The organism is Plantactinospora sp. CNZ321 (genome assembly GCF_004217235.1).
Map to the genome: position 1 here is coordinate 5,872,928 of NZ_SHKQ01000001.1, position 13,795 is coordinate 5,886,722.

11 protein-coding genes and 1 pseudogene are annotated in these 13,795 nt (G+C 72.1%); 2 read left to right on the top strand and 10 right to left on the bottom strand.

The features are described 5' to 3' along the window. Positions 1 to 11: 11 nt before the first annotated feature. A complete protein-coding gene (locus EV371_RS25305; protein ID WP_130464256.1) occupies positions 12 to 2,234 on the bottom strand; it encodes a tetratricopeptide repeat protein in 2,223 nt (740 codons plus the stop codon). After that, positions 2,231 to 3,997, bottom strand: a complete 1,767-nt coding sequence (locus EV371_RS25310) for a S1 family peptidase (RefSeq protein WP_130464257.1) — start codon at positions 3,995 to 3,997, stop codon at positions 2,231 to 2,233. The genes EV371_RS25305 and EV371_RS25310 overlap by 4 nt, the downstream gene beginning before the upstream one ends. A 237-nt stretch (positions 3,998 to 4,234) precedes the next feature. Between EV371_RS25310 and EV371_RS25315 the strand changes: the two genes are divergently transcribed. Further along, the gene (locus EV371_RS25315) at positions 4,235 to 4,498 is read left to right on the top strand and encodes a hypothetical protein (RefSeq protein ID WP_130464258.1); all 264 of its coding nucleotides are present in this window, start codon (positions 4,235 to 4,237) and stop codon (positions 4,496 to 4,498) included. 520 nt (positions 4,499 to 5,018) lie between these two features. Further along, positions 5,019 to 6,593: a hypothetical protein gene (locus EV371_RS25320; protein ID WP_130464259.1), complete on the top strand. Its 1,575-nt coding sequence runs from the start codon at positions 5,019 to 5,021 to the stop codon at positions 6,591 to 6,593. An 87-nt stretch (positions 6,594 to 6,680) separates the two neighbouring features. Here the strand turns inward: EV371_RS25320 and EV371_RS25325 are convergent. The 8 genes and pseudogenes from EV371_RS25325 to infB all read right to left on the bottom strand — a co-directional run. Continuing rightward, a pseudogene (locus EV371_RS25325) lies at positions 6,681 to 6,866 on the bottom strand (alpha/beta hydrolase); the annotation flags it as partial. Between the two features lie 45 nt (positions 6,867 to 6,911). Beyond that, positions 6,912 to 7,223: a hypothetical protein gene (locus EV371_RS25330; RefSeq protein WP_130464261.1), complete on the bottom strand. Its 312-nt coding sequence runs from the start codon at positions 7,221 to 7,223 to the stop codon at positions 6,912 to 6,914. Positions 7,224 to 7,877: 654 nt separating this feature from the next. Next, positions 7,878 to 8,087 (bottom strand): DUF6186 family protein, encoded by a 210-nt coding sequence (locus EV371_RS25335; RefSeq protein ID WP_130464262.1) that lies wholly within the window; start codon positions 8,085 to 8,087, stop codon positions 7,878 to 7,880. After that, a complete protein-coding gene (locus EV371_RS25340) occupies positions 8,084 to 8,491 on the bottom strand; it encodes a hypothetical protein (RefSeq protein ID WP_130464263.1) in 408 nt (135 codons plus the stop codon). Before EV371_RS25340 ends, EV371_RS25335 begins: the two co-directional genes overlap by 4 nt. 52 nt (positions 8,492 to 8,543) lie before the next feature. Continuing rightward, positions 8,544 to 9,626, bottom strand: a complete 1,083-nt coding sequence (locus EV371_RS25345; protein WP_486484785.1) for a DHH family phosphoesterase — start codon at positions 9,624 to 9,626, stop codon at positions 8,544 to 8,546. Then, a complete protein-coding gene (rbfA, locus tag EV371_RS25350) occupies positions 9,623 to 10,138 on the bottom strand; it encodes a 30S ribosome-binding factor RbfA (protein WP_130464264.1) in 516 nt (171 codons plus the stop codon). The genes EV371_RS25345 and rbfA overlap by 4 nt, the downstream gene beginning before the upstream one ends. A gap of 160 nt (positions 10,139 to 10,298) precedes the next feature. After that, on the bottom strand, positions 10,299 to 10,592 hold the full coding sequence (locus EV371_RS25355) for a DUF503 family protein (RefSeq protein ID WP_130464265.1): 294 nt from the start codon (positions 10,590 to 10,592) through the stop codon (positions 10,299 to 10,301). Positions 10,593 to 10,749: 157 nt separating this feature from the next. Continuing rightward, positions 10,750 to 13,728 (bottom strand): translation initiation factor IF-2, encoded by a 2,979-nt coding sequence (infB, locus tag EV371_RS25360; protein WP_130464266.1) that lies wholly within the window; start codon positions 13,726 to 13,728, stop codon positions 10,750 to 10,752. Positions 13,729 to 13,795: the final 67 nt, after the last annotated feature.

Genomic DNA, 13,795 nt, shown 5'->3' on the forward strand with positions numbered 1-13,795 from the left:
CCAGCGGACCGTCACCACGGGGTCCTCGGCCGCACCGTGTTGGCGAGGTCCACCAGTGCGCCGTGGTCGTCGAGCGTCCGGGCCTGCGTGGCGAGCACCCGCATCGACCGCTCCAGCCGCTGCCGTAGGTCGTGCTCGGTCGGCCTCGGCCCGAGCACCTCACCGCCGTCGCCGAGGCCGTTCCCGGCGCCGTCGCGGAACAGGTCGAGCGCCGCCGCCTGGACCAGCGCGGTCAACCTCTCCCTGGCCTCTCCGGTCTGGTTGCCGCCGTCGAGGTGCAGCGCGGGCAGCCGGCGTACCGCCTCGGCCACGTCGTCGGCGGTCGGGCCGCCGGACGGTAGCCGGCCGCAGAGGATCCGGACCGCGGCCACCCGGGCCCGCTCGTAGTGCAGGGTCTCCCTCGGCACCTCGTCCAGGATCCGCACCGCCCCGGCCCGGTCGCCGTCGCGCAGCCGTAGCCGGGCGAGCCCGAACGCGGCACTGCCCTCGCTCCGGTCACGCCGCCAGATCGCCTGATAGCAGCGGCCGGCCCGGGAGTAGTCGGCCAGGTGCTCGGCGCAGAAGCCGAGGGCGAGCTTCGGGGCGATCTCGCCGGGGCAGTCGGAGTAGGCCGCGTTGAACTCGGTCTCGGCCGCCGCCACGTCCGCGTCAGCCAGCCCGAGCAGGCCCCGGTGCCAGCGGATCCGCCAGTCGTGGTCGGCCCGGGCGCCGAGGTCGGAGACCGCCGCGTCCAGGGAGCCGGCCGCGCTGTCCAGGTCACCCGCTTCCAGGTACGCCCGGCAGAGCGCGAGCCGGACCTCCGGCGAACGCAGGCCGGAGTTGGTCAGCTTCTCGATCAGCCCGCGCGGGTCCGCCGCCCCGGCGGTCGCCAGCAGGTCCACCGCCTCGTCGTCGGGGTCCACCATCGGCGGTGGCAGGCCGCCGGCGGCCCAGGACGGCGCCGGCGGCGCGATGTCGAGCAGCCCGGTCCCGCCCCTGATCCAGACCTCCAGCCCCGGTACGGCCCCGAGCCCGCCGTCCAGCAGCACCGGCGTCGGGGCGAAGACCGTCGACCGCGCCGGATGGGGACGGCCGGTGCGCACCGACAGCAGTTCCCGGAGCACCCCCTTGAGTTGCTGCGACATCTCCGCCGCGCTGGCGAACCGGCGGTCGTACCCGGCGACGGCCCGGTTGACCAGCCGGACGAAGGACTCCACCCCGAACGCGATCCCGTCGGGGCCGGCCGGGGCCGCCGGTCTCCCCTCGTCGCTGACCTCGAAGAGCACCTGGAGGGTCCGGCCGACGGTGTGGATGTCCGACCGGACGGTCAACCCGTGCCGGCGGACCTCCTCGGGTGGGGCCTGGAAGAATTCGGTACCCACCACCGGACTGGCGCGGTCGTCGATCCGGCGTACGCCACCGATGTCGATCACCTTGATCCGGTTCGGGCAGCGGATCACGTTCGCCGGTTTCATGTCGCAGTAGAGCAGGCCCCGATCGTGCAGGTATTCCAGCGCGGCGAGGATCTCGTGCCCGTACGCGAGCACGTGCTCGATCGGCAGCGGGGCGGTACCCCGGGCGGCGGCCTCCTGCACGTCCTGCAACGACTGCCCGTTGAGGTACTCCATCACGATGTAACCGGTCTGCTCGCCGCTCTGTGGATCGCGGTGGGTGACCGAGTTGAAGATCCGAACGATGTTCGGATGGTCGACGGTGGTCAGGAAGCGGCGTTCGGCGACCGCCAGCCGGAGCGCCGCCGCGTCGTTGGTGATAAGTCCCTTCAGGACGACCGGGTTGCCGTCCAGGTGGGTGTCCCGGGCCAGGTAGACCCAGCCGAGGCCGCCCCGGGCCAGGCAGCCGTCGACCTCGTACTGGTCGGCCACCAGGTCGCCCCGGCGCAGCTTCGGCACGAAGGAGAAAGGCGTGTCGCACCAGCCGCAGGCTCCTTCGGGCAACGCGGGCTGGCCGGCGTATCCCCGGCCGACCTCCGCTCCGCATCCGTTGCAGAACCGGCTCGACTCGGGCACCTCGGTGTCGCCGCGCAGCCGGCTGACCGGGTCGGCGGGCTCCAGCTCCGGCAACGGCACCAAGCCGCCGACCAGCCAGGACGGGCCGCCGGAGACCGTCGAACCGGTGCCGGAGGACGCCGGCGGCACGGTGATCGGGGCCGGCAGCGGCCGGCGGTCGCAGGTGTCACAGAAGCCGGTCTCGTCCACCGTCCCGGTGCAGTCCGGACGATTGCACCTCTCCGTCACCACGCCGCACCCCGCCCGTCGCCCCGCCCGTCGCCCCGTCCCGGATCGTCCGACTCGGCGGCACGCTGCCCCCTGGGCTCGGCGGCACGCTGCTCGTCGTGCTCGTCGTGCTCGTCGTGCTCGGCGGCACCGCGGCGGATCGTCGCGGCATACCGGTCGACCAGCACGGCGCAGGCGGCGAGGTCCGCCGGCCCCTGCCAGAGCGCCTCGTGGGCCTCGCGGTACAGCGCGGTCAGGTCCCGGTCCTCGCGCAGCGGCGCTGGTACGCCGGACCGGTAACCGTCCAGCCGGTCCCGCAGCCGGTCGCGTTCGTCGAGGAGTGCCTCCAGTTGCCGGCGGGTCTGCCTGGCGGCGTCGAGTGCCCGGTCGGCCCTGCGTCGGCACGACTCGATGCCGGGCAGCAGCGGGGTGTCGCCGGGGCGGATGGCGGCCGCCCGCAGCGCGGTCAGTCGCAGCCGCAGCCCCGGCTCGTGCGAGGACGGCGCCCGCACCGGGCTGACCCGGGCGGCGACATACGCGTACCGTTCCCGAACGGACTGTTCCGCCGCCCGTACGTCGGCGACCCGGGCGGCCAGCAGTTCGAGCGCGGCGTTCGTCAGGCTCGGCGCGTGGTCGTCGTGGAAGACCAGCAACAGTCGGATGTCGCGTCCGGCCACCCGGTCGGCAATGGGTCGCACCACCTCGGCGACGAGCGCCGCCGGATCGGCCGCCCGGTCCACGCCGTCGAGCACCAGGTTCATCGCCGGTGGTTCACCGGCCATGCTGTCGGCCAGCGACTTCTCCGGGGCGGCACCGACGCTCATCCAGTTGACGATCCGGCTGCTGACCTCGTCCACGGTCCGGCTCGAGACGTCGAGCGCCAGATCGATCCGGCCCGGCGAGGGCTCCCCTACCGGTGTCGACCCGGGTCCGCCCCGGTCGGTGGGCCGGAACTCCCGACTGGCCCGCACGACGACGTCGCGGAGGGCGGCGTGCGCCGCCGAGCCCGGGGCGGTGACGATGATCTGCGCGTCCGGCGGTGCGCCCGGGGCGAGGAAGTCGGTGAGCTGCCGGACCACCGTCTCGTCGGTGGCCACCGGGCCGGCCGGGGCGGCGAAGCTCGCGTCGACCGCCGAGTCGCCGCTGACCCACTCGCGGACCCGGGGCAGGTACCTGATGATCGTCTCGACCGGGATCATCCAGGACAGTGCCGAGCCCCGGCCGGCGAGGTAGCTGACCACGATCCCGAGCACCTGGTCGGTCTCCTCGTCGAAAACCGCGGTGCCGCTGAACCCGGGCTCCACGGCCGGACCGGTCGACTCGGAGTCGAGTTGGATCCACTCGCCGCCGGGCCCACCGTCCCCGGCAAGCCGAGCCCGGGCCCAGACCCCGGTCGGAACGATCGCGGGGAAGCCGAACATCCGTACCGTGCGCCGGGCGCCGGACGGCAGCCGGCGCAGCAGCGGTCCGGTGTCGGACGGCAGCGGCTCGGCGAGACGGAGCAGAGCCAGGTCGGCCCGTTGGTCGTCCTGCGGCGGCTTCCAGCAGCCGTCGACCACCCGGGCCCGGACCGGCGGTACGCCCGGACGGATTCCGACGAGTTCCACCTCGAAGTCCCGGGACGGTCTGCCGGGTACCTCGCCCGGCTCGGGGGGCCGGCCCGGGAGGAGAATGTGTGCACAGGTCAGCACGTGCCGGTCGCCGAGGACGACGCCGGCACCGCGGACTCCGGCGCGCTCGTCCCGGATGCATGCCCGCCACTGAGCGCGGCCCGAATGCGACACACGGCAACGTTATTCGCACGCGTCGGATCGATGCCACCCGTAACAAGGTCGGAAATCGGTCTTCCTTGCTGGCCCCCGGAGTTCGGCGACGCTTCCGGACCGGATGACCGGCTGGCCGCCAGGCCGGATGACTGGCTGGACCGTCTCCGATAGTGTTCAACCGCCACTGGACGTGGCTTGGGTCGGCCTGACACAGGCTCAGCCGCAGCAGGGCATCCGGTATCGGGGAGGACTCGAATGGCCAGCATCGAGGAAGTCAAAGCCGCGCTCGCCCAGGCCGCCGAGCAGGGAAACACCACGCTCAACCAGATCCGGTCGTCGATCGAGAACACCGAGCAGGTGCTGACCCGTCTCCGTGCGGTGGCCGCTGGCACCAACCACGCCATGATCGCTGAGGCGATCCAGCGTGCGGAGCAGAGTAAGCAGCGGCTCACCGAGGCAGCCACCCTCATCCAGGGCAGCGCCGCCGCCGCTCGCCAGTACGTGAGCGTCCTGGGCTGACAGCGAGGAGCCGGACAGCCGGGCCGATCCCCAACGCGGGGCGGTAGTCCTTCGAGGCTTGCCAGTTCAGGGAAATATTGCCTTCCGGCGTCGGTGCGTCGGGTGAAGGCACTATTTCCCGGTCCGCCCACCCGTCGCCCCTGCAGACGAAGCGCTGGCACGACCTCCGGGACCCGACATCGGGCCATCACCAACTGCACTAGCCTGACTTTGCGGTGTTTGTTCAATTTATGTCTGATTCCAGCACGGCGTCATCCAGGCGTACCTGGGTGCCCGGCTCCTCGACGCCGTCCTCCCGCCGTTTCGCGACGCGCTGTCGGACCATCCAGACGCGCTGTCGGACCATCCACCGGAATCGGGGCGGCAGCCGGAATCGGGGCGGCAGTCAGCACCTGAGCGCGAGTGGTTCTTCCTGACGCTGGCGTTCGGGCACCGCTCGGCCCGGGAACTGCTCGCCGCGCTCACCCTCTACTCCTGCTACTCCGTCGGCGACCCCGGCCGGCAGGAGACGGCCAGGCAGGTGGTCGCCTGGCTGCACGAGGCCGCCACGGAGTGGAGCACGCCGGTCGACGTACGGCCCGGCGGAGTCAAGATCTTCCGGGGAGACCGGACCAAGGCCGTCGAGACGTTCGCCGCCGCGTTGGACATCGACAGCCGGCTCACCGAGTCCCGGCACCGGCAGTTGGTCGACCAGATCGCCGACCGCTGGCCCGACCTGCATGAAGACCATTCGATCACGGACCGGCCGCTGGAGGAGGCGAAGCAGGTCCTGATCCGCCGGTTCGGCGCCGCCGCCCAGTTGCTCGACAGTCGACGGCGCGCCGGCATGGACGTCCCCGAACCCGGATACCAGCGGTTCTTCCAGATGATCCACCAGGCGGCGTCGTCGTACCGGATCCGGCTCACCGCCGTACGCGAAATCGCCCGGCTCGGGCCGGGCACGGTACGCGGACTGCCCGGGTGGCCGGAGCCGGCACCACCGCCCCGAACCGCGATCGGCACCGGTCCACCGGACGAGTCCGCCCCGCCCGTGAGATCGCCCGAGGAGCGCCAGATGCTCGCCTGGCTGGCCCCGCTGCACTGCGTATCGAGCAGGCCCGACGACGGGCCGGAAGACCACGAGGCGGCCCGGCAGAACCTGCGGCACTGGCTCGACCTGTTGACCGGGTCCGACACCGACGACCGGATCATCGACGAGATGCACCTCGCCCAGGGCTTCCGGCTCGCCGCAAACTGCCGGATCCCGGAAGACCGCGCGGCACACCGGCTACGGCTGATCGAACACGCCGAAACCGCACTCCGGCACAGTCGGTACTGGTACTCCCAGCTCGCTCTGGTACAGGCGCTCACCCTGCTGTCACTGCCGGAGGACCCGCGCCGTGGACTCCCGACGTACGGGCCCACGACCGACCCACGCGGCCTGGTCGACTTCTGGCTCAGCATCGCCGGCGGCGGAGCCGAGGCCCCCGCACCGGACCGACCGGCCGTGCACCCGTTCGTCCGGAAGGCCGGGGACCTCTGCGTGCAGGCGCTGCGAAGCGGGCACCCGGAACGGCACTGCTGGGTCGACGAGCAGGACATCGTCCGACGGATCGGCTCCTACACCTCGCAGCCGAACGTCCGGCGCTACCAGGACTCCTGGTGCCCGGAGGCGGTGGGGTGGACGGTCCTGACGAAGCAGGCGCAGCGCCTGCTCGCCGACGTCATGTTGTTGCTGAACCTCGCCGACCGGCCGAACAACCCGCCGGCCGACCGCGCCCGCCGGCTCGCGCAGGCGAACCGCACCGACCTGCCACCCTGCCTCACCGTCGATCCGACCCCGATGCAGCCCGGCCACAGTTGGCGGGCCAGCCGGCCAGCCGAACCCGGTTCGACCTGCCTCGGCGACTGCCCCTACCGGCTCTGCCCCCTGCCACCGCAGAGCGAAGGACTCGCGTACCCGATGGACGAGGTCTTCTGCGCGCGCCAGATCGACCTGGTTGGGCACCGATGGCCCTGGGTGCCCGGCTCGATCTCCTGGCTCACCTCACGGCACCGGGTCCGATGGTTCTGGCGCGAGATGTCCCAACGGATGCTGCCCTCCTGGCGGAAGTGAACCGGTCTGCACTCATGGACCCTGGTCGCCCTCCATCGGCGCCGGCTCCGGGGCGCCCGGTCCCCGGACGGTTCACGGCCCGCAGGTGACCTGTCCGGATCGACTCCCGTTGGTGTCCACGCCCGGGAAGCCGACGAAGGCCACGGCGTCGGCGTTGATCCCGGCCCCGGTGGCGGCATGCCCGATCACCGTCGAGCCGCAGCTGTGCCCGAGTACGACGTGGCGGGACGGCTCGCCGTCGTGGGTGGCCCGCAGTCCGTTCTGGAACTCATCGGATAGCCCCGCGGTCGGGTCCCCGGCGACCGGGGCGGCGAACGCTCATCGGACTCGCATCCCGCCGTAGCGCTGGCCGGCGCGCTCGTCCGAGCTCTGGTAGTTGTTGGCGGAGTCGATCAGGGACTGTCCGGACGCCTCGATCCGGCCGCCGAGCCCCTTGAGATATGCCTCCCAGCCGTCCGAGGCCTTGGTCACCGCGTCGAGGGTGGCCCAGCCCTTCACCCCGGGTCCAGCGGGCGGCACCAGTTGGCCCTCGACCGCCGCGACATTGCGCTTGAGTTCGGTGCCGTGGCTGACGATTTCGCCACCCACCGTCCGCACCCCGGGCACGTTGACCCGGACCGGCTGCGTCATTCCGCCTCCCCGTCAGGCTTCGGGGCCGTCACCCGGCAAACGGGGCCCGTCGGGGAAGCAATATACCAACGTCAACGTACCGGGCACGGCCATTCGATCGTCCACAACCGACAGGGTGGCCGCGCCGGCTCCTTGGGCGGCCGGGATCTGACCCGTTACGCCGCCCCGCGACCGGTCACTGACGGGTGTCCATCGACGTCTGGAGGGCGCGACGAGCCTGCTCACGAGCCTCGTCGGTGTTCTCTGGCTTGGGTGGGGTCGGCTTGGCGGCCATGGCGTGGCTCCTTCCAGGGCGGGTGGCGCCGCACGGCGCGGTCCACCGCGACAGGGTCCTGCTGATCGGCCGGGACGGGTCCGGGGTCTCCGGACGGGGCGGCCGGAACGGCGTGACCCCCGGGTCGATCGACCCTGGGAGGCAGGCGGTCTGCGACGGGTTGCCACACCTGGTCACGGGTGGGACGGGTGCGACAAACCCCAGGTGGCGTCGACGCTGGATAGCGCCGACCCTAGGTATCGTTCAGTTCCCTTACCCAAGTTATCGTTCAGGTCCACATCCTGTGCGGCATTCCCGCGATCCGGGACGGTGTCGGCTGGCCAGCCGACTCGGCGCCACAGCACGCCACCGGATGACCGGAGAGGACGACCGGGTCGCGGTCAGCGGGCGAAGAAGTGCCAGCCCACCCACCACCAGAAGCCGAACAGGGCGATTCGGCCGACCGGCACCGGGCCCACCTCGTACCGCATGACGTAGGCGCAGACGTCGCCGAAGGTCGGGATCCGGGAGCCCTCCCGGCGGGCGGCCCACTCGACCGCCACGAAGAGCAGCAGCGCCACGGTGAAGCCACCGATCGCGACGTACCTCATCGGCGCACCAGCCCCCAGAACGCGGAGAGCCACGCGAGGTAGCCGACCGAGCGGATCAACGAGTCGTCCAGCAGCGGGTCGGCGATCTTGGAGAAGGTCGGGAAGTCGTCCCGGGAGCCGAGCATGAAGGTGCTGGCCTCGAAGACCCCGAAGACGAGTATCGGCAGCAGCCACCAGACGGCGCCGGACCGCAGCCGGTGCGGTACCGGCCGCCGGGGCACCCGGTTGGAGAGCCCGATCCACACCAGCGCGCCGCCGGTGCCGATGGCGTAGATGTTCGCCTGCGTCGAGAACGACGGGAACTGCCCGCCGATCAGGGAAAGTACGGTGAGGGTCGGAACCGTGACGACCGGTCGGTCCCAGGCCCGGGGCAGATCCGCAGGAAGCTCCGGCTGCTGTTCCATGAGCCGATTGTCCCCGTGGCACCGCCCTGCGAAAAGGCAGATGCCGCCCGCGTCACTCCCGATCTTGCTGGTCCGCCGAGGTGGAGCCGCTCGGGGTAGCATCCGTCAGCCCCGCCCGGATCGCCTCGACAACCTCGGATGCCGACCCGTAACCGGTGAAGCCCGCCGCCAGCCGGTGCCCGCCACCGCCGAGGGCCACCGCCACCCGACTCACGTCGGTGGCGCCCTTGCTGCGCATCGAGACCGCCCACTCACCCTCCGCGACCTGCTTGAGTACGCAGCTCACGTCCGCCTCGGCGGTGCAGCGCACCGAATCGATCAGCGGTTCCAGGGTGTACGGGCGCTGCCCGTGCCGGGCCAGGTCGTCCAGGGTCGCGTACGTCCAGACCAGCCCCAGCCCACCGGCGGCCAACGGCTCCAACCGGGTACGTCCGAGCACGTCGCCGTAGAGCCGGACCGCGCCGAACGGCCGGGTGTCGAAGATCCGCCGGGAGATCTCGCCGGGACGGATACCGGTGGCCAGCAGCCGGGCGGCCATCTCGTGCACGGCCGGCGTCGTCATGTCGAACCGGAACGAGCCGGTGTCGGTGGCCAGTGCGACGTAGAGACACTCGGCGATCCCCGCGTCCAGCGGCACACCGAGCCGGACCAGCAGCTTCTCCACCACCACCGAGGTGGCGGCGGCGTCCGGGTCGACCAGGTGGATCCCGCCGAACCGGGTGTTCGAGGCGTGGTGGTCCAGCACGATGGCGGTACCGGCCCGGTCCAGCCGGTCGGCCAGGTCACCGAGCCGGGAGACGGCGGCGACGTCGAAGCAGATCACCAGGTCCGGGTCGGGGTCGGCGGCGGTAGCCGGGACCAGCAACTCCTGGCCGGGCATCGCCTGGAGCGGCTCCGGCACCTCCGGGCGCCCAGGGAAGGTGGCCTGGATCTGCCGTACGCCGAGCCGGCGCAGCCCGAGTCCGAAGCCGAGCATGCTGCCCAGCGCGTCCCCGTCCGGGTTGACGTGGCAGATCAGGAGTACCCGGCCGTCGGCGGGGAGCCGGGTGATCGCCGAGACCGCCGCCGCCCACTCGGCCTCGGTCGGCACTCCGGCTGTCGGTTGGGACACGTCGGTGAGCAGTACGCCGCTCACCGCCGGTCTCCGCCGTCTCCGGCCGGCGGCCGGTCCTCGTCCCGCCCCTCGTCGGAGTCGACCTCGTCGCCGTCGGAGTCGACCTCGTCGTCGGATGCGTCGAGCTTGTACGGCTGCGGCTCGCCCGCGTACGCGGCCCGGGCGGCCAGCCGCTGCACCTCCGCGTCGGCGGAACGGGCCGCCGCCAGCAGCTCGTCGATCTGCTTCACCTGGTCCTGCACGTCGTCCAGGACGAAGGTCAGGCTGGGCGAGTGACGTAGCCCGAGTGCCTTGCCGACGGTGCTCCGCAGCAGTCCCTTGGCGCTCTCCAGCGCGGCGCCGGTGGCCGCCTGGTCGGATGCGTCGCCGAGCACCGTGTAGAAGACGGTCGCGTCCCGCAGGTCGGGGGTGATCCGGGCGTCGGTAATGGTGATCATGCCGAGTCGGGGGTCCTTGATCTGGGTACGCACCACCGACGCCACCAGTTCCCGCACGCGCTCCGCATGCCGACGCACCTTGGCCTGGTCCGTCATCTCCGCACCTCCACGCCCATCTGCTTCCGGGCCGGACCGGCGGCGCTGGGCGCCGCGGCCGGACCGGCCGACCTGGGAAACACTACCCGCGCATCCTGCGGCCTCGCCGCCGCCGTCGCCATTGGCCGTACCGGCCGAATACCCCCGGCCAGCGGCCGATTCAGTCGTCCGCACCGTGCAACCGGCGCCGCACGGAGAGCAACTCGACCTCCGGCCGGCCGGCGACCAGCCGCTCGCAGGCGTCCAGCACCGTACCGACGTGCTCCGGCTCGGAGGCGACCAGGGCGACGGCGATCTGGGCCCGGCCGTACAGGTCCAGCGCCCCCACCTCGGCGGCCGAGACCTCGAACTTGCGCAGTGCGGCGACGATGGGGCGCACGTAGGACCGCTTCGCCTTCAGGGAGCGCGAGTCTCCGGGCAGCAGCAGGTCGAAAAGGGCGGTTCCGGTATACACGGCGGGAAGGGTACGGCATCTGCGCCCCGTTGCTCGACGCCTTTCCGCCCCACCCGCCGCCCCGGACCACCGGCGGTTCCGGACAGGCCGTCGACCCCGGACAGGCCGGTGGCCGGAACCGCACGGGTTCCGGCCACCGGTATCCGACTCGACTCGCTCAGGCGCGCGGCTTCTCGCGCATCTCGAACGTCTCGATGATGTCCCCGACCTGGACGTTGTTGAAGTTGCTCAACGTCAGACCGCACTCGAAGCCCTCCCGGACCTCGGTGGCGTCGTCCTTGAACCGCTTGAGCGAGCTGATCGTGACGTTGTCGGCCACGACCGTCCCGTCACGCAGCAGCCGCGCCTTGGCGTTGCGGCGGATGACACCGGACCGGACGATACAACCGGCGATGTTGCCGATCTTGGACGAGCGGAAGACGTCGCGGATCTCCGCGCTGCCCAGCTCGACCTCCTCGAACTCCGGCTTGAGCAGGCCCTTCAGCGCGGCGTCGATCTCCTCGATGGCCTGGTAGATGACCGTGTAGTACCGGATCTCCACACCCTCGCGGTCGGCGATCTCCCGGACCTTGTTCGAGGCCCGGACGTTGAAGCCGATGATCGTGACCGCCTCGGACGAGGCGCTGGCCAGCATGACGTCGCTCTCCGTGATGGCACCAACACCCCGATGGATGATCCGCAGTTGGACCTCCGCCGGAATGTCGAGCTTGAAGAGCGCATCCTCCAGCGCTTCCACCGAGCCGGAGCCGTCACCCTTGAGCACCAGGTTGAGCGAGGTCTTCTCGCCCTCCTTGAGCTGCTCCATGATCGTCTCAAGGCTCGGCCGCCGCTGCGAGTTGGCGAAGCTCGCCGCCCGCCGCCGGGCCTGCCGCTGCTCGGCGATCTGCCGGACCGTACGGTCGTCCTCGGCGGCCAGGAAGGTGTCACCCGCTCCCGGCACCGCGGTCAGACCGAGCACCATGACCGGACGCGCCGGCCCGGCCTCGGTGACCGGCTTGCCGTTCTCGTCCAGCATGGCCCGGACCCGGCCGTGCGCCCCACCGGCGACGATCGAGTCGCCGGCCCGCAGGGTGCCCTTCTGCACCAGCACCGTGGCCACCGCACCGCGACCCTTGTCCAGGTGCGCCTCGATCGCCACACCCTGGGCCGGCCCGTCGATCGGAGCGGTCAGCTCCAGCGACGCGTCGGCGGTGAGCAGGACCGCCTCGAGCAGGTCCTCGATGCCGATGCCCGGCTTGGCCGCCACGTTGACGAACATGGTGTCACCGCCGTACTCCTCGGCGACCAGACCGTACTCCGTCAACTGCTGGCGAACCTTGTCCGGGTTGGCCTCCGGCTTGTCGATCTTGTTGACCGCCACCACGATCGGCACGTCCGCCGCCTTGGCGTGGTTGAGCGCCTCGATCGTCTGCGGCATGACGCCGTCGTCGGCGGCGACCACCAGCACCACGATGTCGGTGACCTGGGCACCACGGGCACGCATGGCGGTGAACGCCTCGTGACCCGGGGTGTCGATGACGGTCAGCGCCCGGTCCTCACCCTCGTGCGGCACACGCACCTGGTACGCGCCGATGTGCTGGGTGATGCCGCCGGCCTCGCCCTCGACCACGTTCGCCTTGCGGATCGCGTCGAGCAGCTTGGTCTTACCGTGGTCGACGTGACCCATGACGGTCACCACCGGCGGGCGGCTGACCAGCCGGTCCGAGTCGACCTCGGCGTCCAGGTCGATGTTGAACTGGGCGAGCAGCTCGCGATCCTCGTCCTCCGGGCTGACGATCGAGATCTCGAAGCCGAGATGCTCACCGAGCAGCTGGAGCGTGTCGTCGGAGACGGACTGGGTCGCGGTGACCATCTCGCCCAGGTTGAACATCTCCTGGACCAGCGAACCGGGGTTCGCGTTGATCTTGTCCGCGAAGTCCGACAGCGACGCGCCGCGAGGCAGCCGGATGACCTGGCCCTGACCGCGCGGGGCGCCCGAGCTCATGGTCGGTGCGGACAGGTTGTCGAACTCCTGTCTGCGCTGCTTCTTCGACTTGCGACCCCGGGTCGGCTTGCCGCCCGGACGCCCGAAGGCACCCGCGGCACCGCCGCCACGGCCACGGCCACCACCACCGGGGCGACCGCCACCGGCCGGCGCACCGCCGCCGGGACCACCGCGGTAGCCACCACCGGCACCGCCGCCGCCACCGGGACCACCGCGGTAACCGCCTCCGCCGCCGCCACCGGGGCCGCCACGGAAGCCGCCACCGCCGCCGCCACCGGGGCCGCCACGGAAGCCGCCACCGCCACCGCCGGGACGACCGGCGCCGCCACCGCCACCGGGGCGACCGGGGCCGCCACCGGGACGACCGGGCCGCTGCGTCGGCATGGACGCCGGACTCGGCCGGGGCGGCATCGAGGCCGGGCTCGGCCTCGGCGGCATGTTGGCCGGGTTGGGCCGAGGCCCACCCGAGGCAGCCGGACGCTGCCCGCCCGGCGTGATGCCGAACGGGTTGTTACCGCCACTGCGCGCCGGCGGACGGCCACCGGGCCGGCCGGGGCCGGGCGTCGGGGCGCCGGGCGGCGCGGGACGGGCGCCCGACGGGGCACCACCCGGGCGCGGCGGAACGGCACCCGGACCCGGCTTCGGCCGGTTCGTGGGGCCGCCGTCGGCCGGCGGTTCCCGCCGGACCGTGTCGTTGCGCTGCTGCCGAGCCGCCTGGGCGGCCTTGACCGTCGCCTCCTGCTCGGCCTTCAGCGCGGCCGCGCGCGCCTCGGCGGCGGCCAGCTCGATGTCGTGCGCGCTCGCCGGCTTGGCGACCGGCGTCGCCGTCTGCGGCGGACCGGGCACCGGGCCCTTGGGCTTCGTCGGCGGTGTCGGCCGACGGGGCGGTCCCGGCTTCGCGGCGACCTTCGGCTCTCCCGGACCCGGTGCCGGAGCCGCCTTGGGTGCCGGCGGTGGCGTCGGGGCGGCGGCTGGTGCCGCCGGCTCCGGAGACGCGACGAAGGCGCCACGCAGCCGCCGGGCCACCGGGGCCTCGACGGTGCTCGACGCTGACTTGACGAACTCGCCCATTTCCTTCAACTTGGCGAGAACGGTCTTGCTTTCGACCCCGAGCTCCTTAGCCAGCTCGTGTACGCGGGCCTTGCCTGCCACTGCACTCCTCACTCCGAGGTCGTGCGGGCAGCACCCGCAGCGACCTCACTCGTGCACTTGAAGCCTG

What these genes read in the sequence shown, in the direction of transcription:
- EV371_RS25315 (WP_130464258.1), top strand. Translation starts at nt 4,235, where the DNA reads ATGGCCAGCATCGAGGAAGTCAAAGCCGCGCTCGCCCAGGCCGCCGAG.
- EV371_RS25330 (WP_130464261.1), bottom strand. Translation starts at nt 7,223, where the DNA reads ATGACGCAGCCGGTCCGGGTCAACGTGCCCGGGGTGCGGACGGTGGGT.
- EV371_RS25335 (WP_130464262.1), bottom strand. Translation starts at nt 8,087, where the DNA reads ATGAGGTACGTCGCGATCGGTGGCTTCACCGTGGCGCTGCTGCTCTTC.
- EV371_RS25340 (WP_130464263.1), bottom strand. Translation starts at nt 8,491, where the DNA reads ATGGAACAGCAGCCGGAGCTTCCTGCGGATCTGCCCCGGGCCTGGGAC.
- rbfA (WP_130464264.1), bottom strand. Translation starts at nt 10,138, where the DNA reads ATGACGGACCAGGCCAAGGTGCGTCGGCATGCGGAGCGCGTGCGGGAA.